Annotated in this window: 21 protein-coding genes; 11 read left to right on the top strand and 10 right to left on the bottom strand. The window is 67.8% G+C overall.

Annotated features, from left to right (window positions below; all coding sequences use genetic code 11):
- Positions 1–153: 153 nt before the first annotated feature.
- Together arfB and RHA1_RS25525 are read right to left on the bottom strand one after the other, a co-directional pair.
- Positions 154–615, bottom strand: coding sequence for an alternative ribosome rescue aminoacyl-tRNA hydrolase ArfB (gene arfB / locus RHA1_RS25530; protein ID WP_011597421.1), 462 nt, complete (start codon positions 613–615; stop codon positions 154–156).
- A complete protein-coding gene (locus RHA1_RS25525; RefSeq protein WP_041812008.1) occupies positions 612–1604 on the bottom strand; it encodes an alpha/beta hydrolase in 993 nt (330 codons plus the stop codon). Before RHA1_RS25525 ends, arfB begins: the two co-directional genes overlap by 4 nt.
- 172 nt (positions 1605–1776) lie before the next feature.
- Here RHA1_RS25525 and RHA1_RS25520 point away from each other — a divergent pair, with 172 nt between their 5' ends.
- Both RHA1_RS25520 and RHA1_RS25515 read left to right on the top strand, forming a co-directional pair.
- On the top strand, positions 1777–2859 hold the full coding sequence (locus tag RHA1_RS25520) for a GmrSD restriction endonuclease domain-containing protein (RefSeq protein ID WP_011597419.1): 1083 nt from the start codon (positions 1777–1779) through the stop codon (positions 2857–2859).
- Between the two features lie 107 nt (positions 2860–2966).
- On the top strand, positions 2967–3263 hold the full coding sequence (locus RHA1_RS25515) for a response regulator transcription factor (protein ID WP_005574983.1): 297 nt from the start codon (positions 2967–2969) through the stop codon (positions 3261–3263).
- Positions 3264–3268: 5 nt separating this feature from the next.
- Here the strand turns inward: RHA1_RS25515 and RHA1_RS25510 are convergent, their stop codons facing one another.
- Positions 3269–4555, bottom strand: a complete 1287-nt coding sequence (locus tag RHA1_RS25510) for a lactate 2-monooxygenase (protein WP_011597418.1) — start codon at positions 4553–4555, stop codon at positions 3269–3271.
- 103 nt (positions 4556–4658) lie between these two features.
- Here RHA1_RS25510 and RHA1_RS25505 point away from each other — a divergent pair, with 103 nt between their 5' ends.
- The gene (locus tag RHA1_RS25505) at positions 4659–5432 is read left to right on the top strand and encodes a VOC family protein (protein ID WP_009478245.1); all 774 of its coding nucleotides are present in this window, start codon (positions 4659–4661) and stop codon (positions 5430–5432) included.
- 33 nt (positions 5433–5465) lie between these two features.
- Here the strand turns inward: RHA1_RS25505 and RHA1_RS25500 are convergent, their stop codons facing one another.
- Both RHA1_RS25500 and RHA1_RS25495 read right to left on the bottom strand, forming a co-directional pair.
- A complete protein-coding gene (locus RHA1_RS25500; RefSeq protein ID WP_011597417.1) occupies positions 5466–6395 on the bottom strand; it encodes an alpha/beta fold hydrolase in 930 nt (309 codons plus the stop codon).
- 49 nt (positions 6396–6444) lie between these two features.
- A complete protein-coding gene (locus RHA1_RS25495; RefSeq protein WP_009478243.1) occupies positions 6445–7062 on the bottom strand; it encodes a TetR/AcrR family transcriptional regulator in 618 nt (205 codons plus the stop codon).
- An 86-nt stretch (positions 7063–7148) separates the two neighbouring features.
- Between RHA1_RS25495 and RHA1_RS25490 the strand changes: the two genes are divergently transcribed.
- From RHA1_RS25490 to RHA1_RS25480, 3 genes are all read left to right on the top strand, one after another.
- Positions 7149–8522, top strand: a complete 1374-nt coding sequence (locus RHA1_RS25490) for a cytochrome P450 (protein WP_050787379.1) — start codon at positions 7149–7151, stop codon at positions 8520–8522.
- Positions 8523–8580: 58 nt separating this feature from the next.
- Entirely contained in the window at positions 8581–9741 is a 1161-nt protein-coding gene (locus tag RHA1_RS25485) for an alkaline phosphatase family protein (protein WP_011597415.1), read from the top strand.
- A 74-nt stretch (positions 9742–9815) separates the two neighbouring features.
- Positions 9816–10577, top strand: coding sequence for an HNH endonuclease family protein (locus tag RHA1_RS25480; protein WP_009478240.1), 762 nt, complete (start codon positions 9816–9818; stop codon positions 10575–10577).
- Here the strand turns inward: RHA1_RS25480 and RHA1_RS25475 are convergent, their stop codons facing one another.
- Complete coding sequence (locus RHA1_RS25475; RefSeq protein ID WP_011597414.1) at positions 10578–11201, bottom strand: DUF3060 domain-containing protein; 624 nt, start codon at positions 11199–11201, stop codon at positions 10578–10580.
- A gap of 34 nt (positions 11202–11235) precedes the next feature.
- A complete protein-coding gene (locus RHA1_RS25470) occupies positions 11236–12255 on the bottom strand; it encodes a beta-ketoacyl-ACP synthase III (protein ID WP_009478238.1) in 1020 nt (339 codons plus the stop codon).
- A 285-nt stretch (positions 12256–12540) separates the two neighbouring features.
- On the opposite strand from RHA1_RS25470, the gene RHA1_RS25465 reads away from it, so the two are divergent.
- From RHA1_RS25465 to RHA1_RS25455, 3 genes are all read left to right on the top strand, one after another.
- Entirely contained in the window at positions 12541–13656 is a 1116-nt protein-coding gene (locus RHA1_RS25465) for a glycoside hydrolase family 183 protein (protein WP_009478237.1), read from the top strand.
- A gap of 21 nt (positions 13657–13677) precedes the next feature.
- A complete protein-coding gene (locus RHA1_RS25460) occupies positions 13678–14301 on the top strand; it encodes a class I SAM-dependent methyltransferase (RefSeq protein ID WP_011597413.1) in 624 nt (207 codons plus the stop codon).
- 82 nt (positions 14302–14383) lie between these two features.
- On the top strand, positions 14384–16219 hold the full coding sequence (locus RHA1_RS25455) for an acyl-CoA dehydrogenase (protein WP_011597412.1): 1836 nt from the start codon (positions 14384–14386) through the stop codon (positions 16217–16219).
- A 1286-nt stretch (positions 16220–17505) separates the two neighbouring features.
- On the opposite strand, the gene RHA1_RS25450 is transcribed toward RHA1_RS25455, so the two are convergent.
- Positions 17506–19788, bottom strand: a complete 2283-nt coding sequence (locus RHA1_RS25450) for a VanW family protein (RefSeq protein ID WP_011597410.1) — start codon at positions 19786–19788, stop codon at positions 17506–17508.
- A gap of 330 nt (positions 19789–20118) precedes the next feature.
- Positions 20119–21453, bottom strand: a complete 1335-nt coding sequence (locus RHA1_RS25445; RefSeq protein WP_011597409.1) for an acetyl-CoA C-acetyltransferase — start codon at positions 21451–21453, stop codon at positions 20119–20121.
- Between the two features lie 130 nt (positions 21454–21583).
- Between RHA1_RS25445 and RHA1_RS25440 the strand changes: the two genes are divergently transcribed.
- Positions 21584–22930: a 3-oxoacyl-ACP reductase gene (locus RHA1_RS25440; protein WP_011597408.1), complete on the top strand. Its 1347-nt coding sequence runs from the start codon at positions 21584–21586 to the stop codon at positions 22928–22930.
- Positions 22930–23793 (top strand): MaoC/PaaZ C-terminal domain-containing protein, encoded by an 864-nt coding sequence (locus tag RHA1_RS25435; protein WP_009478227.1) that lies wholly within the window; start codon positions 22930–22932, stop codon positions 23791–23793. Before RHA1_RS25440 ends, RHA1_RS25435 begins: the two co-directional genes overlap by 1 nt.
- 48 nt (positions 23794–23841) lie before the next feature.
- Here the strand turns inward: RHA1_RS25435 and RHA1_RS25430 are convergent, their stop codons facing one another.
- Positions 23842–24441, bottom strand: coding sequence for a TetR/AcrR family transcriptional regulator (locus RHA1_RS25430; protein WP_005243713.1), 600 nt, complete (start codon positions 24439–24441; stop codon positions 23842–23844).
- Positions 24442–24458: the final 17 nt, after the last annotated feature.

Raw genomic sequence — 24458 nt, 5'->3', positions numbered from 1 at the left:
GCAAACGGTGAGCCTGGACCGGCAGTGCCGCCGCGTGGAACCACACCAACGGGGTCCGATACTGCACACCGGTCGCCCGACCCCGCAACATCACTGCACTAAACAACACGAAACGACATCAAACATTCAGAACACGCAGCTGTACGCAACCCCCTACATGTCCGGCTTCCTCCGCAGGTTCTTGGTCTGGCCGCGTTGCTTCTTGGCGTCGAGTCTTCGTCGGTGCGAACCCTTGGTCGCCTTGGTCGGACGCCGGGTGCGGGTTTCAGCGAGGACGGCCGCGCGCAACAACGCCGCCATCCGGGCCCGCGCCGCGCGCCGATTGCGCAGCTGCGAACGGGTTTCGGACGCCGTCACGGTGATCACCCCGTCAACGAGCCTGTGTCCCAGCTGAACCTGCATGCGTTCGAGCTGGGACCGTGACAGCGTCGACAACGTCCACAGGTTCACTCGCAACTCCACCCGCGAGTCCGTGGTGTTGACGCCCTGACCGCCGGGACCGCCGGCGCGGGAGAACCGCCACTGCAACTCGGCGGCCGGAACGACGAGCGACCGCGTGATCTCGAGGTCGTCGGTGACCTCGCCGCCGGGAAACACCGGAGGAACTTCGCTCACACTCCCAGCGCCCGAGCCAGCACCGGCCAGGAATCGTGCAGGTCGTCCTGCCAATATCCCCACGAGTGTGTGCCCGAGTCACGGAAACTCGCGGTTGCAGGTATTCCCAGTTCCCCCAGGCGATCCGTAAATCGATGGGTGCAGTAGTTGGTCACCGCTTCGATGGGACCACCCGCGTAGATCTGACGCGCGAGCGTCGCGACGTTCCCGTCGATCCCGGGGCCGTCCAGGGTCTCGTGGCGCCCCGGCAGACCGTTGCCGCTGGAGAGGAACAGCTCCGTTCCGCGCAGTTCGGCGGCGTGAACGTAGGGATCGTTCGCCGCCCACGCCGGATCGTCCGCCTTCCCGTACATGTTGGCCGGGTTGCCGTAGCCGTAGTTGTCCATGGTGATCTTGATGAGGAGCTGACCGAGCGGATCACTGGTCAGAGCGCAACCACTGTAGGCGGCCACACCGCGGAACAGGCCGGGAGCGGCGATCGCCAACTGCAGAGCGGCAGTACCCACCCGTGACATGCCGGCGAGCGCGTTGACTCCGTTGGTGCCGAGGGCTGCGTCGACGACCGGCGGAAGTTCCTGAGTCATAAAGGTCTTCCACTTGTTCACCCCCATCACCGGGTCGGGGCTCTTCCAGTCCGTCCAATACGCGTTCTCGCCGCCGGAAGGGCTCACGACGTTCACGTTCTGGTCGGCCAGGAACTCTTCGACATCGGTCTTCTCCCGACGGACCTGACCGTCGAGGAAGTACAGCGTCGGCCTCGGCACGCTCGTGTCGGCGGGGCGCTGCACGTACACCGGAACGACCCGCTGCATCGACGCCGAGAAGACGTGCAACGTCAGGTGTCTCGAATCGATCACGGTGACGTGATCGAGCGTCGACCCATTCGGCGCCACCGCGGAACCGAGCGCCTGACCGGTGTCGACGATCGGATCGGCGGCCGCCGCGACGGTGCCGCCGAGGCAGAGAGAGACCACGGTCACGGCCGTCACGGCCGCTGTTCGCAATTTCCCCCGAAAGATCTGTCGTGTCACGACCGACTACCGCCCTCCACCCGCACGAATTCCGGTCCCGGGCATGCTAACAGTTCCCGCGATACCGAGTAACGGAAGAGCCTTTCCGCGCGATGAACATTCGACCCCCCACGTTCATTGAAGGACCGGCATGACGTTTCCCCCGCCCTCATCATCTGCCACTCGTCAGAAGTGGCCCTGGATCACCGGCGGGATCGTCGTAGTCGTGGCCGCGGTCTCGTTCCTCAGCCCTGGACAGGACGACCAATCGGCCCAGGCCACAGCGGTATCCGCGTCCGTGGCACCCTCGGTCGCCGATCCGACGACCGTGCGTGTCGCGTCGAGTTCGTCGACACCGGTGCCGTCTGTGCTCGCCCTCTCGCCGGTCGAACCCGCCGCGGCCGGCGGCGCGGACGCGACCGCCGCGTTGCAGCTACTCGCCGGCCTCGAGGTCAAGGGACGCGCACCGAAGACCGGTTACGACCGGGATCTCTTCGGCCAGGCGTGGACCGACGACGTCACGGTCGAGGGCGGTCACAACGGGTGCGACACGCGGAACGACATCCTCCGGCGCGACCTCGAACAGATCGTGTTCAGGCCGGGGACCCGCGACTGCGCGGTACAGACCGGAACGCTGCTCGACCCGTACACGGGCAACACCATCTCCTTCGTTCGCGGTGCGGACACGTCGAATGCCGTGCAGATCGATCACGTCGTCGCGCTGTCCGACGCCTGGCAGAAGGGGGCGCAGCAGCTCGACACCGCGACCAGGGCGAACTTCGCGAACGATCCGCGGAACCTGAAAGCCGTCGACGGCCCCACCAACCAGCAGAAGTCGGACGGAGACGCCGCAACCTGGCTGCCCCCGAACAAGAGCTACCGGTGCACCTACGTGGCCGATCAGGTGGAGGTGAAGGCCGCGTACGGGCTGTGGGTGACTCAGGCCGAGCACGATGCGATCGCCCGGGTTCTCCGGGACTGCGGGGCGGCGGCGCCCGCAGTCGCGCCCGCTCCGACTACCAGCACGGTCCCGGAAGCAGCACCTGCGCCCGTTCCGGCACCCGCGCCCGCGCCCGCACCCGTCCCGTTCGTTGACACGGCACCGCCGAGCGACGTCTACTACAAGAACTGTTCGGCGGCCAAGGCGGCCGGTGCCGCGCCGGTCCACATCGGCGCGCCGGGCTACGGCACCCACCTCGATCGCGACGGCGACGGCGTCGGCTGTGAGAGCTGATCCGGGCCTGGTGCGACACGCGCCGCCGTCACCAGTTAACCTGAACTGCCTGCAGGGACGTCGGGTACCTGTAGCGCTTTCGTACATGTCAGAAAGATGAGATCGGCATGACCACTGCACCCGACGCACTCGGGCACCCCCCACATACGGACGAGCCGGCAGTCGCCCGCACGTATCCGAAGCCGGCGTTGTCGGCGCGCGAAATCGAGGTTCTCCGCCACTGGTTGCGCGGCGACTCCAAGCTCGCCGTCGCCGCCGACCTCCACATCGCCCTCGGAACGGTCAACACACACCTGACCCGTATCCGCGAGAAGTACGCGCTGGTCGGGCGTGATGCGTCCACCAAGACGGCGCTGCTGGTGCGGGCCCTTCAGGACGGGATCATCACGATCGCCGAACTCTGACATGTCTACGCCCTGCGCAGGGCGTCCCGGTCGATCTCGGCCACCGACGTCAGGCCACTGAGCCCCATCGTGAGGTCGAACTCGGCGATCACGTTGGCGGCGGCGTCCCGCGCACCCGCCTGACCTGCGAGGGCCAGGCCGTACAGGTGGGGCCTGCCGAGCGTCACCGCGTCCGCACCGAGGGCGAGGGCCTTGAAGACGTCTGCTCCCGTGCGGATTCCGCTGTCGAGGAGCAGCGTCAGCCTGCCGGCGACGACGGGCGCGATGTCCACGAGCGCGTCCAGCGACGACACGCTGCCGTCCACCTGCCGCCCACCGTGATTCGACACCACGATGCCGTCCACCCCGGCGTCGAGCGCGCGCCTGGCGTCGTCCGGGTGCAGCACGCCCTTGAGGAGGATCGGCAGCGACGTCCTGCTGCGGAGGGTCTCGATATCGGCCCAGCTCAGCGACGGCCGGGAGTAGATGTCGAGGAACGTCTCCACGGCGGCCCGCGGTTCCGGCGACCGCAGGTTGTCGAGGAAGCGACCCGGGAAGCGCCGGGTCATCGACACCAGTGACCGGATCGCGCCGAGTGTCACCTCGACGTCCGCCTTGCCTGCGGCGGCCTTGATCCGCTCGTGCACGATCCGGCGGAACACCGGATCGGACGTGTACTGCGCGATCCCCTGCCCCTGCGCGAAGGGCAGCGAGCCGAGATTGAGGTCTTCCGGGCGCCAGCCGAGCATGGTCGTGTCGAGGGTGACGACGACGGCGTCCGCACGAATGTTCTCGGCGCGCTGGAGCAGGCTGTCGACGAGATCGTCGTCGGTGCTCCAGTACAGCTGGAACCACCGGGGTGCGTCGCCCATCGCCGCCGCACTCTCCTCCATCGGTGCGCAGCCCTGGTTGGAGAAGATGTACGGCACACCCAGTTCGGCGGCCGCGGCGGCGATCGCCACATCCGCCTCGGGGCTGGCCAGTTCGGCCGCGCCCACCGGGGCGAGCAGCACCGGGGCCGGAATCCTGCGCCCGAACAACTCGACCCCGATGTCGCGCTTCGAGACGTCGCGCAACACCCGGGGAACGATCTGCCACTTGTCGAACGCATCGCGGTTGGCCTGCATCGTGCGACCCAGCCCCGCGCCGCCGTGGACGTACGCCCACCCCTTCGCGCTCATCTTCCTTTTCGCGCGCCGCTCCAGCGTGTCGAAGTCGGTGGGAACGGAGGGTGTGCGACCGAGGACGCCGTCGCGATAGATCAGATTCTGGCGGGCCCGGCCCGGGCTGTCCTGGTTCTCGCTCGCAGACATGCGCCGAGTCTTCCACAGGCCGCCGCGAACCGACGGCAGGTCGTCGGGACGCGTAGGTTTGTGACCGGCACCACACCGACCCCAGACATCCTAGGAGACCGAGATGCCCGACCGCCCGTCCCTCACCGGCGCTCCCTGCTGGATCGATCTCACCAGTTCCGACCCACGACAGGTCATTCCGTTCTACACCGGGCTGTTCGGGTGGAGGTCCGACACCAACGAGGATCCGCAGTACGGCGGCTACTCCATCTTCAGCATGAACGGCAAACCCATTGCGGGCCTTGGCCCCCAACAGCAGGGCAACCCGTACGGCAACGTGTGGACCACGTATATCGCCTCCGAGGACGCGGAGGCCACCGCGGCGAAGGCCGCCGAGGCGGGCGGCCAGGTGATGATGCCCGCAATGGTCGTGGGCGACCAGGGCACGATGGCGATCCTCGGCGATCCGGCCGGCGCCGTCATCGGCGTGTGGCAGGCCGATCAGCACGGCGGCTTCGGTCTCGTGGACGAGCCCGGCGCGCCCGTCTGGCACGAAACGCTGTCGCGGAACTACGCGGCGGCGCTCCCGTTCTACGCGGACGTCTTCGGCTGGACCTTCCGGACCCTTGGCGACACAGACGAATTCCGGTACTCGCAGGCGAACCTCGGCGACCGCACCGTGGCCGGAGTCATGGACGCCGACTCGTTCCTGCCCGAAGGCGTCCCCTCGTTCTGGCAGTTCTACATCGGCGTCGAGGACACGGATGCCGCGGTCGCGAAGGTGACCGAACTGGGCGGCACCGTCCGGCGCGCCCCAGAGGACACCCCATTCGGGCGGCTCGCGTCCGTCGCCGACCCGCTCGGCGCCACCTTCCAGATCACGACGCTGCAGTCCTGACCCGGTGACGGTGGCGCGCAGAACGCGCCACCGTCACACCGGGCCGAACGGCGCCTGCGCCTCCTTGGCGTCCCAGATGTCGAGGAGTGAGCGGAGAATCTCCTCCGACATGCCCAGGCCCCCGAGATGGCTTTCCCCGTGCATCGTGTGGAACTCGGCGTCGGGAAGAAGCGACACCATGTGCTGCCCGTGCCGGAGCGGAATGATGTGGTCGCAGTCGCCGTGCCACCACCGCACCGGGGTCTTCACCGCATTCACCCGGAATCCCCAGTCCCGCGCAAACAGCACGAGGTCGGCGAACGGTGCACTGAGCTGCTTACGGCCGCCGTTGAGCAGATCGTCGAGGAACATCGCCTTGAACTCCGGCCGCGCGAGCAGACGGCGGTCACCCTCCGGCGACAGCCGCCCGTACAGGTCGATGATCGGCGACGCGAACGGCCTCGCCAGCCTGATCACGGAACTCGCCGCCAACCCGACGGGGACACCGCCCGCGGACAGCACCGGAGCCGCCAGGACGGCGAGATCCATCAGCCCACTGCGGATCGCGTCGGGACCCTTCGTCGGCGCGACACCCCCCAGGATGCCGGTCGCGACCACGCGGTCGGGCATCGCGTACGCCGCGGCCAGCGTGTAGGGGCCGCCACCGGACAGGCCGACCACGGCCATCTGGTCGACGCCCAGTGTGTCGGCGACCGTGCGCAGGTCTTCGGCGAAGTCGATCACGGCGCCGTAGCGGTGCGGCGTCGACGACCCGACCCCCGGCCGGTCGATCCCGATCAGCCGGACGTGCTCGCGTTCGGCGAACGCCCGGGCCTCCATCGGTACCTGACGCCGCGCACCGGGTGTGCCGTGCAGCCAGAACACCGCCCTGCCCTGTGCCGAACCGAACTCCGCGAAGCCGAGCCGACGCCCCTCGCCTACCGCGACCGTGCCCTCCAACTGCGGGCGTGCGATATCCACCATGCCCACAGCTTCGCACGTGACACCCGTCACGTTTCCGTCCGGGACCCGCTCAGCGGTGTGCGGTGGACGTGAACTGGTAGGTCGCGGCATCGACGATCTGCTCGGGAGACACCTCGATCTCGCCGTTCAGCCACGCCGTCATGAGCTCCGCGAGCCCACCCACGAACAGCAGCGCGGTGATCTCGTCCTGCGGCGACGACCACGCCCTGTCGCCGTAGAGTTCCTTCGATTCCTCCGCGACCAGCAGGGCGAACGCCCGTAACAACTCACGCCGTCGCGTCCGTAGCGGTTCGGCAGCCGCCGATTCGATGATCGACACCCGACCTTTTCGCGGGTCCGCCGTCAGGATGTCGACGAACGTCGCGATCGCCGCCCGCGCCCGCACCTCGGGGTCGCCGGTCACGGTCTGGAGGGTGACCCTCGCCGCCTCCGCGATCTCCGCGGCAATGCCCTCGATCACCTGCACCAGCAGGTCGTCCCGGTCGCGGAAGCTCTCGTAGAAATAGCGTTCCGTCAGCTTCGCCTCGGCGCAGATCGCGGTCATGGTCGCCTTCTCGCCGCCGACGGTGCCGAACACCTGCAGTCCCGCCTCGAGCAGTCGCGCGCGGCGCTCCGCGGCGCGTTGCTCCGAACTTCGACCGCGGTACTGGCGCGCCGGTGAACTCATGACTCGATGTTGACAGACCCGCCGGTGTGACGCACACTACAGGCATCTGACAGCGTGTCCTGTCACATATGCCACCAGGAGGGCCGATGCCCAAAGTTCTCGCTGCTCCCCCACCGCAAAGCACCCTGCAACCCATCTCGGGCAATGCCGGATTCCCCGTCATCGGACACTCACTGGACTACTTCCGCGACCCGATGGGACTGCTGCAGAGTCGCTGGGATCGCTACGGCCCCGTGTCGTGGCTGAGCATGGCAGGCAAACGGTGGGTCACCGTGCTCGGACCGGACGGCTGCCAGACGGTGCTGCAGAACAAGGACCGGGCCTTCGTCAACAGCGACGGGTGGAGCGTGCTGATCGGGCCGTTCTTCCACCGCGGGCTGATGCTCCTCGACGGCGACGAACACCTCGCCCACCGGCGAATCATGCAGCAGGCCTTCACCCGCGACCGGCTGTCGCGCTATACCGAGGCACTCCATCCAGCCGTCGAGAAGGGCCTCGACGGCTGGCAGCCCACCGCGGGCTTCGCCGCGTACCCGGCGCTGAAGGAGCTGACACTCGATCTCGCCACGAGCATCTTCATGGGCGGCGCCGAGGGGTCGACGCCCCGGGAGATGGCCGAGATCAACAGGGCCTTCATCGACTGTGTGCAGGCCGCCACGTCGGTGATCCGGTATCCCCTGCTCGGAACGCGATGGAAGCGTGGCATCGACGGGCGCGCACGACTCGAGGAGTTCTTCCGCCGCTACCTGCCCGCGCGTCGCGCGGGCGCCGGCGAAGACCTTTTCTCCGCGCTGTGCCACATCGAATCCGAAGAGGGGCAGCGGTTCAGCGACGACGACGTCGTCAACCACATGATCTTCCTGCTGATGGCGGCGCACGACACGTCCACCATCACGCTGTCGACGATGATGCAGTACCTCGGTCAGCACCCCGACTGGCAGGAGCGGTGCAGACGGCAGTCGGCGGCACTGGGCACGTCCACCCCGACCTACGATCAACTCGACGAACTGACCGACCTCGACCTCGTGATGAAGGAATGCCTGCGCCTCGTGCCGCCGGTCCCGGTGGTCGCCCGCCGCGCGGTCGAGGACACGGAGGTGCTCGGCCACTACATCCCCCGGGGCACGTACATGTCGGTGGTCGTGCACTTCACCCATCACATGCCCGAGTACTGGCCCGATCCGGAGAGGTTCGACCCCGAACGGTTCGCACCCGAACGCCGCGAGGACAAGGTTCACCGGTTCGCGTGGGAGCCGTTCGGCGGCGGCGTGCACAAATGCCTGGGGATGCACTTCGCGGGCGCCGAGATCAAGACGGTCATGCACCACCTGCTGCGGCGATTCCACTGGCATGTGAGCCCCGGCTACGTCGCTCCGCTCAATTACACGTCTCTGCCGTTTCCGTCCGACGGCCAGCCCGTGGACCTGTACCACCGCGTCGGCGGAGCCGACACCCCGTAGTGCAGGCCGAGCCGACAACCCGTAGTGCAGGCCGAGCCGATACACCATAGTGGAAGTCATGACCGTTACGGCGCCCCCGCTCGACGTGTATTCGCAGCCCACGCTGTCTGCGCTGATGCCGTCCGTTCTCGCCGCACTGGGCGTTGCCGGCGAACCCAATCGGCTGCACCTGCCGGACAGCAGGCACACCGTGGTGTTCCTGATCGACGGCCTCGGCTGGACGCTGCTGCGTCGTCACCGCGAACACGCCCCGTTTCTCGACAGCCTGACGGGACGGCCGATCCGGGCCGGCTTCCCCACCACGACCGCCACCAGCATCGCGTCGTTCGGCACGGGGTTGCCGGCCGGCAGTCACGGCATCACCGGCTACCAGTCATACGTTCGTGAGGTTCGCGGCACGCTCAACTGGTTGTCGTGGCGCGCGGGCCACAAGGGCGACGAACTGACCCGGCTGGTGCCGGAGGTCGTCCAGCCCGCACCGACCGTGTTCGAACGCGCCGCGGCAGCAGGTATCAGGTGCACGACGGTGGTTCCCGCGAAATTTGACGGGTCCGGGCTCACCCGCGCCGTCCTCCGCGGCGGCACGTTCGCAGGAATACACGCGTACGGTGACCTGATCGCGCACGTCGTCACCGCGGCCCGGGCAGGCGACCGCACCCTCACCTACTGCTACCTCAGCGAAATCGACACGCTCGGGCACATTTACGGACCGGGATCCGAATCCTGGCTGCACCAGGTCACCCTCGTCGACCGGCTCGTCGAGAAGCTCGCCGCGGGACTCGCGGCGGCACAACCCGACACCCACCTGTACGTCACCGCCGACCACGGCATGGTCACCGTCGACGACGCCGACAAGATCGACTTCGACGCCACTCCCGCCCTGTCGGACGACGTGGTGGCGCTAGCCGGCGAACCGCGGTGCAGGCACGTCCACACCCGCGCCGGAGCCGGGCACGACGTCGCCGACCGGTGGAGGAGCGAACTGGGACACCGCATGTGGATCGGCACGAGGGACCAGGCCGTCACCGCGGGACTGTTCGGACCGGCTGTGCGGTCCGAGGTGCAGGGCCGCATCGGGGACGTCGTCGCCATCGCCCAGGGCGGCGTCGCGGTGGTCCGGCGCAAGGCGGAGTCGAGGCTGTCCGCCCTCCCCGGGCAGCACGGCGCACTCAGCGACGACGAGTTGCTGATTCCTCTGCTGCAGGGCGCCACCACGTAAACCCGCGTCGATCACCGGTCCGCGCGGCCACTCCTGATAGAAATGACGAACAGCGTTGATTTCAGGAGAGATTCATGCCCCGCTCTGCGGTACCGAACACCGGCTCCATCATCACGACCATCCGCACGAAGTGGCCCTGGATCCTCGCCGGGCTGTTCGTCGTCGTGCTCGTCACGATGCTCACCCCCGACCCCGACGACACCCTTGCCGCCGGAACCGGACCGGTTGCACCCTCGGAAGTCACTGACACACAACAGATACAGACGGCGTTCACTCAGCTGTCCACCCTCGAGGTGAAGGGCCGGGCACCCAAAACGGGGTACGACCGGGAACTGTTCGGCGCCAGCTGGACCGACAACGTGTCGGTCGAACTCGGACGCAACGGCTGCGACACCCGCAACGACATCCTGCGACGCGACCTCGTCGACATCACCTCACGGGACCGCACCCGCAACTGCGTGGTGCAGTCGGGCACGTTGCGGGATCTCTACACGGGCACCATCATTGCGTTCACCAGGGGCACGAAGACGTCGGATGCCGTGCAGATCGATCACGTGGTGGCGCTGTCGGACGCGTGGCAGAAGGGCGCTCAGCTCCTCGACGCGCAGACGCGGGCGGACCTCGCGAACGATCCCCGCAATCTGCAGGCGGTGGACGGACCCACCAATCAGCGCAAGAGCGATGCCGACGCGTCGACATGGCTGCCCCCGCTGGCGGCGTACCGCTGCACCTACGTGGCGCGTCAGGTGGAAGTGAAAGTGGCGTACCGGCTCTGGGTGACCCCGCCCGAGCGCGATGCGATGGCCGCGGTGCTCACCGGTTGTGGAGCCCGGTGATCACGCGCCGGGCGGGGTGAGCCGGTTCTCGGAGCCCGTGTCGACCGACGGGGCCGGCGCACCGGAATCCCAGTCGACGGAGTTGTTGGACCCGGTGAGTTCGAGGGAGTCGAGCGACACGGCGCGCACGAAATTGTCGTTGCCACTCACCGTCATCGAACCGGAGTCGTCCACGGTCACGGAGTTCCCGCTGCCGCTGACCGAGATCCGCCCCGCCTGCTTGCCGAGCACGGTGACGGCGTTGCCCTGCACGTCGATCGACTCGAGGACGTCGATGGTGGCACTGTTGCTGCGCCCCGAGATCGTGAGCGTTCCGGTCTGCCCGCCGACGACGTTGGTGTCCTGACCGTTCACGACGACCGCGTTCGACGTCGCGACGTTCGCGGAGACGCCGTTGGCCTCGATGGTGACGGTGCCGCACTCGCCGTCGAGGACGACCACGGCACCGTCCCTGTCGACGATCACGTCGCGGCCCGCGCAGTCACCGCCCGAGTTCAGTTCCACCGCAGAGCCGGACACCGTCGAGGTGCTGCCGCCGCCGGTGCTCCCGCCGCCGCAGCCCGCGAGGGCCACGGCGCCGGATATCAGCACCGCGACGGCGACCGACTGCCGGGTGACGCTCATCGACCCCTGCTTTCCTGTCCCCTACGGGGCCGGGTCAGTCTTTCGCGAGTACCGGCATCGTCACGACCTGGGCCGCGTAGGACAGCCCGGCGCCGAAGGCGAGCAGCAGGGCGGTGTCGCCGGGCTTGGTGGCGCCCGATTGCAGCATCTCCTCCATGGCGAGCGGCACCGACGCGGCCGACGTGTTGCCGCTCTCGGCGATGTCGTCGGACACGGGCACGTTCTCGGGGAGCTTCATGCTGCGGGCGATCACCTCGGTGATCCGCGAGTTGGCCTGGTGCGGGACGAACGCGTCGAGATCGTCGACCGACATGCCGGCCTTCTCGATCGCCCGCAGGGCCACCTTGCCCATCTCGAAGGCGGCCCAGCGGAACACCGCGGTACCGGCCATCTTGATATACGGGCGCGTGGCACCCGGCGTCGTGATGTATTCGTACCAATCCAGGTCCTGCACGATGGCGTCGGCTTGGGCGCCGTCCGAACCCCACTCCACCGGACCGATGCCCGCGACGTCGCTCTTGCCCACGACCACGGCGCCGGCGCCGTCACCGAAGATGAACCGCGTCGCGCGGTCGGTGGGATCGGTGGTGATGCTCATCTTCTCGACACCCACGACGAGGGCGTAGTCGACGGATCCTCCGCGAACCAGATCCGACGCCACGGTCAGCGCGGTGCAGAAGCCCGCGCAGCCACCGCCGAGATCGAATGCTCCGGGCCCGTTGGTGCCCAGGGCGTCGGCCACCACCGCCGCGGCGGGCGGGGTCAGCAGGAGGTACGTCGACGTGGCGACGATGACGCAGCCGATCTGCTCGGGATCGATCCCGCTCGCTTCGATCGCCTTACGCCCGGCTTCGATGGACATCGTGACGACGTTCTCGTCCTCCGCCGCGAACCGCCGGTTGCGGATTCCCGAGCGCGACTGGATCCACTCGTCGTTCGAGTCGATCAGTTCACAGATCTCGTCGTTGGTGACGACCCGTTCGGGCCGGTACACGCCGAGCCCGAGAAGGGCGGACTGCCGACCTCCAGCCACGGTGGCAATCTGCTTTCCCATCGATCGATCTCCTCATCAGGTCCCGCGTGGTTACGCGCAGTGTGGACTTGTCGCCAGCACACGTTACGTCGGCGACCGCCCAGCGGGTAGCACCGGTTCCTGTTACTCATCGGTAACATCGGTTCGGTGGAGGCGCCGATGAAACGAACACGGCGGTCAAACCGACACTTTCGTAAGGACAGACTTGTTAGACTTCTGGCGATTTCCAGCAGTTGATCACCGGTAGGGGGAGTGGTCTCTTCGGGCCACGCAGTGCCGCCTGCTGCTAGAGATGGAGTGTCCTTCGTGAAGCGAACCAGAGCTCTTGCAGCAGCGTCGCTCATCGGCGCGGCCGTGACGTTGATCGCATTCGCCGGCCCGGCCGCCGCGAATCCCAACGCCATCAATCCGATCCCCGGACTCAACGGCACCAACGGGATTCCGCACCTCACCGGACGCACCCAGGCAGTCGCACAGCAGACCGGCATGCTCAGCCCGAACCGCACCCAGGACGCCAACGTCCTCGGCACCGACCTCGGCATCATGTGGGACAACGGCCAGGGCCAGGTCCTCACGGCCTTCGGCGACTCCGCCGGCCTCGGACTGCCCAACCTGCTGTCGGGCAGCCTGTGGGCCTGGCGCAGCAGCACACTGTTCCGCAGCTCGGACGGCATCCTCGCCGACGGGATGAACTTCGACAGCTCCCCGCGTGACATCTTCGGCCAGTCCAAGGAGCTCGTCCCGAGCCCGAAGATTCCGTTCGTCGAGATCAGCCGCATCCCCACCGCCGGCGTCGCCGTCGGCAACACCCAGGTTCTGAGCATGATGTCGGTGAAGAACTGGGGACCGGCGGGAACGTGGGACACCAACTACTCCGGTCTCGTCTACTCACAGGACAACGGCGAGAACTGGACCGTCGCCCCCGAGACGCAGCGCCCGAACGTCGGCGGCAACGCCAACTTCCAGATGAGTGCCTTCGTCAAGGCCGACGGCTTCGTCTACCAGTACGGAACACCCGCCGGCCGCGGCGGGCTCGTCCACATCGCACGGGTTCCGGAACCCCAGATCATGGACCTCGGCGCGTACGAATACTTCGACGGCGCCAAGTGGATCAAGGGCAACCCCGACGTCGCCAAGCCGATCATGCCGGGCGGAGTCGGCGAACTGTCCGTCGCGTACAACGAGTACCTCGGCCAATACCTCATGCTGACCACAGACCAGTACAACTCCGTGGTCATGCGCCGCTCACCGTCGGTCACCGGACCGTGGGGCCCACCGGAGGTGCTCGTCGACACCCGGGAGCTGCCCAGCGCGTACGGCGCCTACATCCACCCGTGGTCGTCGGGACGGGACCTCTACTTCCTCACGACGGTGCACAACAACTACAACGTGCTCCTCATGCGGACCACACTCACGCCGTAGCCCGCGTACTAGCGTCGGGGCATGGATGCAGCTGCCTGGGACGAACGGTATTCACAGAGCGACTTGGTGTGGGGCGCGCCACCCAACGCCGTCGTGGTCGAGCGGGTCACCTCGCTCCCCCGCGGCCGCGCACTCGACCTCGCATGCGGCGAGGGCCGCAACGCGCACTGGCTCGCCACCCGCGGCTGGGAGGTGACGGGGCTCGACTACTCGGCCGTGGCCGTCGACAAGGCCCGCCGGGTGGCCGCCGAGGCGCCCCGCTCGGTCCGCGAACGGCTCGACTACCGCGTCGCAGACGTCACCGATTCGGACCTCGGCGGCGAGTACGACCTCGTGCTCATGATCTACCTCCATCTCGCCGCCGAGGAGCGTCTGCAGGTTGTGAACCGCGCCATATCTGCGCTGAAACCTGATGGAATCCTCATGATTTTGGGGCATGACACCGTTAACTTGTCGCAGGGAGTCGGGGGTCCCCAGGACCCCGAAATCCTGTACACGCCAGATGATTTGGTGGACTCGTTCGACGGGCGGCTCTCCGTCGACGTCGCCGAACGGCGCTTCCGCGAGACGGACGCCGGAACGGCGATCGACGCGCTCGTCGTCGCGCACCGCCCGAGTCTTGGCAGTCAGGTAAATCGGGCGTAATATCGCTGATGTTACCGACGAGTAATAACTTGGGCGGTACTAACGGATAGACCGCACCATCTCACTGGGAGAGACAGAAGACATGGGCCATTACAAGAGCAACGTCCGCGACCTGGAGTTCAACCTCTTCGAGGTACTCGGTCTCGAGCAGCCGCTGAGTGAAGGCGTGTGGGGCGATCTCGACGCCGACACCGTCCGCAACATGCTCAGTGAAGTTGCCCGCCTCGCCGAGGGACCGCTGGGCGAGTCCTTCGCCGACGCCGACCGCAACCCTCCGGTCTTCGACCCCGAGAACCACACCGTCACCCTGCCGGAATCGTTCAAGAAGTCGTTCCGCGCGCTGTGGGACGCCGAGTGGTACCGCATGGGACTCTCCGAGGAGATCGGCGGCGTACCCGTCCCCCGGTCCGTCGTGTGGGCCATCAGTGAGCTGATCCTCGGCGCCCAGCCGGCCGCGCACATGTACCAGGCCGGACCCGCGTTCGCGGACGTGCTGTTCCACAACGGCACCGAAGAGCAGAAGAAGTGGGCCGCCACCTGCGTCGAGCGCGGCTGGGGTGCCACCATGGTCCTCACCGAACCCGACGCCGGTTCCGACGTCGGCGCAAGCCGCACCAAGGCCATCAAGCAGGACGACGGCTCCTGGCACATCGAGGGCGTCAAGCGGTTCATCACGTCCGCCGACTCCGACGACCTGTTCGAGAACATCTTCCACCTGGTCCTGGCCCGCCCCGAGGGCGCAGGCCCCGGCACCAAGGGACTGTCGCTGTTCTTCGTCCCGAAAACGCACTTCAACTTCGAGACCAACGAATTGGGCGAGCGCAACGGCGTCTTCGTCACCAACGTCGAGCACAAGATGGGCCTGAAGGTCTCCGCCACGTGTGAGGTCACCTTCGGCGGCCACGGCATTCCCGCCCAGGGCTGGCTCGTCGGCGAGGTCCACAACGGCATCGCGCAGATGTTCGACGTCATCGAGCACGCCCGGATGATGGTCGGCACCAAGGCCATCGCCACCCTCTCCACCGGCTACCTCAACGCCCTCGACTACGCGAAGGAACGCGTCCAGGGCGCAGACCTCACGCAGATGACGGACAAGGCCGCGCCGCGCGTCACCATCACGCACCACCCCGACGTCCGTCGCGCCCTCGCCATGCAGAAGGCGTACGCGGAGGGCCTGCGCGCCGTGTACCTGTACACCGCGGCGCACCAGGACGAGGCCACCGCCAAGCTGGTGTCCGGTGCCGACAAGGACCTCGCGTTCCGCGTCAACGACCTGCTGCTCCCCATCGTCAAGGGTGTCGGCTCCGAGCGGGCGTACCAGTACCTGACGGACAGCCTGCAGACCTTCGGTGGCTCCGGCTTCCTGCAGGACTACCCGATCGAGCAGTACATCCGCGACGCCAAGATCGACTCGCTGTACGAGGGCACCACCGCCATCCAGGCGCAGGACTTCTTCTTCCGCAAGATCGCCCGCGACCGCGGTGTGGCACTCGCCCACGTCGCAGGCGAGGTCAAGAAGTTCATCGACAGCGAGGCAGGCAACGGTCGCCTCAAGGCCGAGCGGGCCCTGCTCGCCACCGCCCTCGAGGACGTCCAGACCATGGCCGCCACCCTCACCGGGTACCTCATGGGTGCGCAGGAGCAGCCGTCCGAGCTGTACAAGGTCGGCCTCGGTTCCGTCCGGTTCCTGATGTCCGTCGGCGACCTGCTCATCGGCTGGCAGCTCCTCCGCCAGTCCGAGATCGCGATCAAGGCCCTCGACGAGGGTGCCTCCGACAAGGACAAGTCGTTCTACGAGGGCAAGGTCGCCATCGCGTCCTTCTTCGCGAAGAACGTGCTGCCGGAACTGACCGCCACCCGCAGCATCGTCGCCAACATCGACAACGACATCATGGAGCTCGACGAAGCAGCGTTCTGATCGGCTTCACACGGCCCGGCGGCCGGGGTACCTCCCCGGCCGCCGGGCTTTTTCGTGTCCCGACCACGTGGACTCCGGCACTCTTTCTTCGTGGACGCACCCCTTTTCGGCCCCCACAGGTAGTGCGGGAGCCGAGAAAGAGTGCGGGAGTTGTCCACAAGCCTCGGTCCATCCAGAGCCGGGTCCTTCGGACCGGATTCTTCAGGTGGCTCCGGCCAGAATCGTTCCCATGGAACATGACCCGGGCGCGATGCTGCGACGCCAGGAGGCGTTGAACCGCGGCTACAGCGACGACGAGATCCGACGCCTGTACACGCGCGGCGAATGGCAGCGCATCGGCCGCGGCGCATATCTCTCCGCGTCGATGTACTCGGCGCTCGGCGAGGAGGAACGTCATCGCTTCCTCATCGACTCGACAGTTCACGCCGTGTCGGACGACGCGGTGCTCAGCCACCAATCCGCGGCCGTCGTGTACGGGCTGCCGTTGTGGAAGACGCCCCTCGACCGCGTGCACGTCACCAGAAACCGACTCGGAGGTGGCCGGATCAAGCGGCGGACCACGGTGCACTGCGCGCCCATCGGAGAGCACGTGGCAGTGGTGGACGGGCACTCGCTGACCCTCCCGGCGCGGACCGTGATCGACCTCGCGAGAACTCTGCCGTTCGAGCAGGCCGTCGTGTTGGGTGACGCGGCCGTCCGGAGGTTCGGCATCAGCCGAGAAGACCTGGACGCCGAACTCGCCCGTGCTGCGCGTCGTCACGGCGTCGATGCGGCGCGAAGGGTCGTCCGCTTCGTGAGCGGGCGCAGCGAAAGCGTCGGTGAATCTCGAAGCCGGGTCATGTTGTCGAGTGCGGGGCTGCCCGCCCCGTCCCAGCAAGGCGAGGTGTTCGAACCCGGCGGGCGCCGAATCGGGCGCGTCGATTTCCACTTCGACGGCATCGTGCTCGGAGAAACCGACGGACGCGTCAAGTACGGACGGCTGCTGAAACCCGGGCAATCCCCCGGCGACGCTGTCTTCGCCGAGAAGCAACGTGAGGACGTGCTGCGCGACCTCGGATTCCAGGTGGTGCGGTGGACCTGGGACGACCTCGGGTCGCCGGGGCTGGTGGCAGAGCGTGTCCGTCGCGCGTTCGCCCGTGCCGGGTCGCCACGAGGCTGGGTGACGCAGGCGCCCCCTCCCGTCCGCCGAGCGGCTTACGGTGCGGTCGCTATAGCCGCACCCTTTCTCGGTTCACGCTGTACTTCTCGGGCTCGAAAAGCGGTGCGCGAACCGAGAAGTAGTGCGGCTACTCGCCGTCGTTCGGATTCGGCTTCGGGGTGGTCGGTTTCGGGCTTTCCGACGGGGCCGGCGAGGCGGCGGGGGTGCGCTCGTCGGGTTTGGGTGCAGGGGCGGGTGCCTCGCACTTGACGATCGGGACGGGGTCGTACCGGACGGTCCTGGTGTCCCGGGAGATTTCCTGGCCGGTGGCGTGATCGGAGATCACCCGGGTGTCGCTGGCGGTGAATCCCGGTGCGCCGCTGGAGGCGATGCAGTGATCGCCGGCGGGCAGGGTGACCGTGTCGGGCTCCGTCGGCTTGGTCCGGTTGCCGGTGATCGACTCGACGTCGACCGTCTTGGTTCCCCAGAACCTGATGGTCAGATCCGAGGCGCCGCCGATGGCCTGGATCATCACACCCGTCTTGCCGGTGTTGCGGAACTGCAGGTCGATGGCGCCTTCGAAGACGGTGGCCTCGCGCGCCTCGGGGTAGCGCGAGATGTAGTACGAGTGCTCGGTGTGCGCGACGTCCTCCATGCCGGCGAAGTACGCGGCGTTGTAGAGCGTCGTCGCCACCTGGCTCACACCGCCACCGACCGCGGTGTCCGGGCGACCGTTGTTGATGATGCCCGACTCCACATACCCCTGGGCCGTGCCGCGCGGGCCGGTGTACCCGTTGAGGGAGAACGTGTCGCCCGGCTTGACGAGCGCCCCGTTGATCTCGCTGGCGGCGAGCCGGATGTTGGTACCCGACGCCGCAGAGAAGCCGCCGGTCGTGAACTCGCCGATCACTTCCTTCACGCCGAGCGCCTGCGCGGCCTCCGTGGTGAGGGCGGGCGGGACAGGTCCGTACACCGCGGCGGTGGTGTGAGAACCGTTGCCGCGCAACAACTCGGGCAGCGTTTCCAACGTCTTGGGCCACTGCACCAGGTCGCCGACGACCGCGGGGACGACGGTGGGCGATCCGCCGTCGAGCGTGATCGTCGCGTCCTTCGGTGCGATCTCCGTCGAGACGAGTTGCGGCGCCAGGATGCCGATCGCCGCCTCGATGTTGTAGGTGGGCTTCAGCCCGCCGTTGCCGTCCGGTTCGAAGCCGACGATGGCACCGATCTGCTGACGCGCCGCGGTCGCGACCTTGCCGTCACGACCGGTCACCACCAGATCGGCGGAGGCAGCGGGCACCGCAACCTCGGCGAGCGCCCGCTGGACGCCTTCCTTCGTCACTGTCACGGGCACGACGTCGACGGGCAGTTCCACCGTCCGGCCGAACGCCCATTCCTCGGTCAACGCCGCCTCGGCGCCCTCCCCGTTCAGGTTCTGCCCGGTCGACGGGTCCACCGGCACCGGGGTCGGGCCCTCGAACACGACGGTCCCCTCACGGGACGCGCGATCGGTCTCGGTGCGGAGACCGTCGACGGCGGAGGCCAGTGCGGCCTCGTTGCGGGTCGACACCACACCGATCTCGTCGGTGGTGAAGAACGACGTGAGCCTCGTGAACGGGTTGAGTGGCTGCGAATCGGCCCGGTCGAGGGTGGCCTCCCAGTCGACACCGAGCCCGGCGGCCGACGGAACGAGTTGCGTCGACACGTCGCCGGCCGTCACCGTCAGCGGCTGATCGGCGCGCGGGCCGACCTGCGCCTGCAGAATGGCCTCAGCCTCCTCGCGGGACGAACCGCCCACGTCGACGCCTGCCACGGTCACCCCGCGCGGGACTTTTCCGGAGGACACCGCGAGGTCCGCGGCGTAGGCGATGCCGATCAGAGCGATCACACCACCGGTGACCGCGGCGATCTTCACCCAGGGAGCACGCGCAGGTTTGGTCGGTTCCGCGGACGGCTCGGCGGGCGCCGACGGTTCCGGCGCCGGCTGCGGCGGGATCTGCGCCGCGGCGGCCGGAGCCACCACGGTCGGCTCGTCCGCCGGTGTGGTGTACGCCTGCGTCGGCCCGGGAACGGGACCCGGCGGAATGGCGGGGATCACCTGCGTGACGTCCTCGTTCGCCGGGGGCTCCACCCACAACGGCGCGTCGGGAGCCTGCTCCTCGGAGCGTTCCCCGAGGTCACCGAGGTTCAGCTGCGTCGTCGGGGCGTCGTCGGCGTTCGGCTGTTCCGCCGGAGCGTCGGGAGCCGGAGCCTCGTCGGAAGCCGGAGCGTTCTCGGGAGCCGCAGCCTCGTCGGGAGCCGGGACCTCGTCCGGTTCCGGGGCGGGCGGGTCGGCCACGTTCTCGGGTTCGACGCTCTCGGCCGTCGCGGAAGGGTCCGGCGTCGACCGTTCGGGTGCCTTGCTCCCCTTGTCGCCGTCTTCGTCGTTCACCGTGGCCCTCTCACCGAGTTGTCCTTCGTGCGGGCCTCAGCTTGCCGTCGGTGCTCGTTGCATTTCAAGCGCGATCCGATCCGAGCGAGGCCCGGTCGAGACCCCCACGTCAGCGTACCGGCCGCCGGAAATGCAAGAGCCCCGCGCTGCTGCCAGGTCGGGGGTCAGGCAGCAACACGGGGCTGACAGGGATATCGCCAGCTAATCTCCAGCGTTACACCTGTCGGAAAAGATTTCGGGGATCCGGCCACCCCTCGTTGCCGGATCCCCGCTCGCACTGCGTGCACGCTGGCCTTTCCGGTCTCCCAGCTACCGGAAAGGCCAGTCGGATCACGCCTCTATGATTGCCGTCACACCCTGGCCGCCGGCGGCGCAAATCGAGATCAGGCCGCGGCCCGAGCCCTTCTCCGCCAGCATCTTGGCGAGCGACGCGACGATGCGTCCGCCGGTCGCGGCGAACGGGTGGCCCGCCGCCAGCGAGGACCCGTTGACGTTCAGCTTGCTGCGGTCGATGGACCCCAGTGCGCCGTCGAGGCCAAGGCGTTCCTTGCAGTACTCGTCCGATTCGAACGCCTGCAGCGTCGCCAGCACGACGGACGCGAACGCCTCGTGGATCTCGTAGAAGTCGAAATCCTGCAGGGTGAGGCCGTTGCGGGCCAGCAGGCGCGGGATGGCGTACGTCGGCGCCATCAGGAGCCCGTCCTTGCCGTGGATGTAGTCGACGGCCGCGGTCTCGGAGTCGACGAGATGCGCGAGCACCGGAAGCTTGCGCTCGGCGGCCCATTCGTCGGTGGACAGCAGGACCGCGGACGCGCCGTCGGTGAGTGGGGTGGAGTTGCCCGCCGTCATCGTGGCGTCGCCCGCCTTCACCCCGAAGACCGGCTTCAGCTTGGCCAGCTTCTCGGCGCTGGAGTCGGGCCGCAGGTTGTCGTCGCGGGTGAGCCCGAGGAACGGCGTCACCAGGTCGTCGAAGAATCCGCGGTCGTAGGCGGCAGCCATGTTCTGGTGGCTGGCGGCGGCCAGTGCGTCTTGATCCTCGCGGCGGACGCCGAATTCCTTGGCGGTGATGGCGGCGTGCTCACCCATGGACAGCCCGGTGCGGGGCTCGCCGTTGCGGGGGATCTCGATGCCGAGCATGGACGGGCGGACGTTGCCGAGCAGTTTGATGCGGTCGCCGGTGCTCTTCGCGCGGTTCAGGGACAGCAGGAACTCGCGGAGTTCGTCGTTGACGCCGATCGGCGCGTCCGACGTGGTGTCGACACCGCCACCGACACCGGCCTCGATGCGGCCGGCCGCGATCGCGTCCCCGACGGCGACGATCGACTGCAGTCCGGTGCCGCAGGCCTGCTGCAGGTCGAAGGCCGGGGTGTACGGGCTGAGGGCGCTGCCCAGGACGCATTCGCGCATCAGGTTGAAGTCGCGGCTGTGCTTGAGCACGGCGCCGCCCGCGACGAGGCCCAGCTTTTCGCCCTGGAGGTTGAAGCGGCTCACGAGGCCGTCGAGGGTCGCGGTGAACATGTCCTGGTTGGACGCCTGCGCGTACTTCCGGTCCGAGCGGGCGAACGGAATGCGGTTTCCGCCGACGATCGCGACGGGACGCTGCTGCTTTCCGCCTGGCTTCGGCGCCGCTGCGGAGTTCGAATTGGTGCGAGCTTTGCTGGTCACTGACGTCTCCAAGGATCTGGTGCGATTACCTGTTGGCTACTATTCTTACTCAGGAGTAAGTTACTTGTCGACACCGCACTTCACTCGGTGCTCGGTGACTGACCGCCAAACGACGACAGAAGGTAGGACCGTGGCAGCCAGCAAGGGAGCTCCCGACCTCTATTCCCAGTTCCTCTCATCCGCACCCGGCGCGTTCATCGCCGCGAAAGCGGGACTGCCGCGACCCGAGAACCTGCGGCGATACAAGCACGGCGAACCGCCGCTCGCCGGCCCGGTCCTGATCGGCGGCAAGGGCCGTCTCGTCGAGCCGTTGCGCGAACTGCTGTCCGACTACCCCGCCGCGGGATCGGGTGACGACACGTACGGCGCTTTGGTGTTCGACGCCACCGGCATCGGTTCGGTCACCGAGCTCGAGCAGCTGTTCGAGTTCTTCCAGCCGGTCATCCGCAAACTCGCGCCGTCCGCGCGCGTCGTCGTCATCGGCACCCCCCCCGAGGAGACGTCCGGCGTCGACGAGCACATCGCCCAGCGCGCGCTCGAGGGTTTCACCCGCAGCGTCGGCAAGGAGGTCAAGCGCGGCGCCACGGCTCAGCTCGTCTACGTCTCGCCGAAGGCATCCGCAGGAGTGTCGGGCCTCGAATCCACGCTGCGGTTCCTGCTGTCGGCCAAGTCCGCGTTCGTCAGCGGCCAGGTCATCCGGGTCGGCGCCGAGGATTCCGTCGCACCCGCCGACTGGGACAAGCCGCTCGACGGGAAGGTCGCCATCGTCACCGGTGCGGCCCGCGGCATCGGCGCGACCATCGCCGAGGTCCTCTCCCGCGACGGCGCGCACGTCATCTGCGCCGACATTCCGGCCGCCGGTGAGGCGTTGTCGGAGACCGCCAACAAGGTCGGCGGCACGTCCCTCGCCCTGGACGTGACCGCGGACGACGCTGCCGACAAGCTCGCCGAGTTCGTCCTCGAACGGCACGGCGGCGCGGACATCATCGTCCACAACGCCGGCATCACCCGCGACAAGACCCTCGCCAACATGGACGAGGGCCGCTGGAACATGGTGATCGGCGTCAACCTTCTTGCGCCGCAGCGCATCACCGACGTCCTCGTCGCCAAGGGTGCACTGAAGGAAGGCGGTCGCGTCATCGACGTCTCCTCCATCGCCGGCATCGCGGGCAACCGGGGTCAGACCAACTACGGCACCTCCAAGGCCGGTGTCATCGGACTCGTGCAGGCTTCCGCGCCGGTGCTCGCGGCGAAGAAGATCACGATCAACGCCGTCGCACCGGGCTTCATCGAGACGGCGATGACCGCGGCGATCCCCTTCGCCACCCGCGAGGCCGGACGTCGTATGAGCTCCCTGCTGCAGGGCGGCGAGACCGTCGACGTCGCCGAGACCGTCGCCTACTTCGCGAGCCCCGCGTCCAACGCCGTCACCGGACAGATCGTCCGCGTCTGCGGCCAGAGCCTGCTGGGGGCGTGATGTCCGGCAAGGTCGTGCAACTCACGGAGAAGCCGGGCACGCTCGACATCTACACCCGTGCCGTGCGCAGCGCGCTGCCGGTCATCGGCGCGAGCGGGCACAGTGCCCCGGACACGACGCTGGTCTTGAACGGGGTGCGCGTCGACCCCGACAACCTGGCGGCGTACGACCGGGTGACCGGACTGCGATTCGGCGACCACCTGCCGCTGACGTACCCGTTCACGCTGGTGTTCCCGGTCGTGATGAAGCTGATGGTGTCCGACGGTTTCCCCTTCCCCGCCATCGGTTCGGTGCACGCGGAGAACGTCATCGAACAGTTCCGTCCCATTTCGGTGATCGAGCCCCTGGATGTGTCGGTGCACGCGGAGAATCTGCGTGAGCACCGCAAGGGGCTTCTGATCGACGTGATCAGCGAGATCCGGGTCGGACGCGAACTGGTATGGAAGCAGACGTCGACGTTCCTGCGTCAGCAGAAGACGTCGCTGTCCGGTCAGCCCGGCCCCGAACCGAAGGCCGAGGAGGAGCCGCCGCGCCCGCTGCGAACGCTGCGGGTCGATCAGAAGACGATCGGCAAGTACGCCGCGGTGTCCGGTGACCGGAACCCGATTCACGTGTCGACGTTGGGCGCCAAGGCTTTCGGATTCCCGAAGACCATCGCGCACGGCATGTGGAGTGCGGCCGCCGTCCTCGGCTCGGTGGAGGGCCGGATCCCGGACGCCGTCACGTACAGCGTGCGCTTCGGCAAACCGATCCTGCTGCCGTCCACGCTGAACGTGTACGCCGATCAGACCGGCGACGGCTGGGATCTGTCGATCAAGCACCCGAAGAAGGGGTACCCGCACCTCACCGCGACACTGCGCTGACGCGGACGAACGGGACGCTCGTTCGATCTGATCGAACGAGCGTCCCGTTCACTCCGGCTTTTTCTTGCCCGCGAGGCCACGCCACGCCAGGGATTCCAGTAGATCGGCGGCGGCGTCGACCTCGATCTCGCCGCCGGCGACGCGGTCGGCCACCGCCTCACCCGCACCGACGAGGGCGATGGCGATCAGTTCGAAATCCTGTCCAGGCTCGGGATCCTTGGTGCTGGACTCGAGCAGGTGCGCGGTCAGCTCGATCAGCCGGTCGCGGCTCGACTGCACCGACCCCACGAACGCCTGCTGCCCCATCGCCTGGCGATACAGCACCATCCACGACTTGCGGTGCTTGCCCACGAACCCGAGAAACCCCTCGAGGGCCCGGCGCAGCTGTTCGCGCGGGCTCAGCCCCGGATCGCCCGCCGGAGCGAGCGCCTCGACGAAGCGTAGGCCCTCGCGTTGGATGCACGCCGCGAACAGTTCGTCCTTGGAACCGTAGTAGAGGTACAGCATCGGCTTCGAGATTTCCGCCTTGGCCGCGATCGCGTCCATGGACGTTTCGTGAAAACCTCTGTCGGAGAAGACGTCGACAGCAGCGTCGAGCATCTGCTGCTCGCGCACTGCGCGCGGCAGTCGCTTGGTGCCGCCGGCCATTCGCCCTCCATCATCGT

This window comes from Rhodococcus jostii RHA1 (assembly GCF_000014565.1).
GTDB lineage: Bacteria > Actinomycetota > Actinomycetes > Mycobacteriales > Mycobacteriaceae > Rhodococcus_F > Rhodococcus_F jostii_A.
The sequence above is the reverse complement of the archived record's forward strand: the minus strand, read 5'-3'. Positions and strand labels throughout refer to the sequence as shown.

Bases quoted from the DNA above. Each gene is read 5' to 3' on its own strand.
- RHA1_RS25520 (WP_011597419.1), top strand. From the start codon at position 1,777: ATGACGTTTCCCCCGCCCTCATCATCTGCCACTCGTCAGAAGTGGCCC.
- RHA1_RS25515 (WP_005574983.1), top strand. From the start codon at position 2,967: ATGACCACTGCACCCGACGCACTCGGGCACCCCCCACATACGGACGAG.
- RHA1_RS25510 (WP_011597418.1), bottom strand. From the start codon at position 4,555: ATGTCTGCGAGCGAGAACCAGGACAGCCCGGGCCGGGCCCGCCAGAAT.
- RHA1_RS25505 (WP_009478245.1), top strand. From the start codon at position 4,659: ATGCCCGACCGCCCGTCCCTCACCGGCGCTCCCTGCTGGATCGATCTC.
- RHA1_RS25500 (WP_011597417.1), bottom strand. From the start codon at position 6,395: ATGGTGGATATCGCACGCCCGCAGTTGGAGGGCACGGTCGCGGTAGGC.
- RHA1_RS25495 (WP_009478243.1), bottom strand. From the start codon at position 7,062: ATGAGTTCACCGGCGCGCCAGTACCGCGGTCGAAGTTCGGAGCAACGC.
- RHA1_RS25490 (WP_050787379.1), top strand. From the start codon at position 7,149: ATGCCCAAAGTTCTCGCTGCTCCCCCACCGCAAAGCACCCTGCAACCC.
- RHA1_RS25485 (WP_011597415.1), top strand. From the start codon at position 8,581: ATGACCGTTACGGCGCCCCCGCTCGACGTGTATTCGCAGCCCACGCTG.
- RHA1_RS25480 (WP_009478240.1), top strand. From the start codon at position 9,816: ATGCCCCGCTCTGCGGTACCGAACACCGGCTCCATCATCACGACCATC.
- RHA1_RS25475 (WP_011597414.1), bottom strand. From the start codon at position 11,201: ATGAGCGTCACCCGGCAGTCGGTCGCCGTCGCGGTGCTGATATCCGGC.
- RHA1_RS25470 (WP_009478238.1), bottom strand. From the start codon at position 12,255: ATGGGAAAGCAGATTGCCACCGTGGCTGGAGGTCGGCAGTCCGCCCTT.
- RHA1_RS25460 (WP_011597413.1), top strand. From the start codon at position 13,678: ATGGATGCAGCTGCCTGGGACGAACGGTATTCACAGAGCGACTTGGTG.
- RHA1_RS25455 (WP_011597412.1), top strand. From the start codon at position 14,384: ATGGGCCATTACAAGAGCAACGTCCGCGACCTGGAGTTCAACCTCTTC.
- RHA1_RS25435 (WP_009478227.1), top strand. From the start codon at position 22,930: ATGTCCGGCAAGGTCGTGCAACTCACGGAGAAGCCGGGCACGCTCGAC.
- RHA1_RS25430 (WP_005243713.1), bottom strand. From the start codon at position 24,441: ATGGCCGGCGGCACCAAGCGACTGCCGCGCGCAGTGCGCGAGCAGCAG.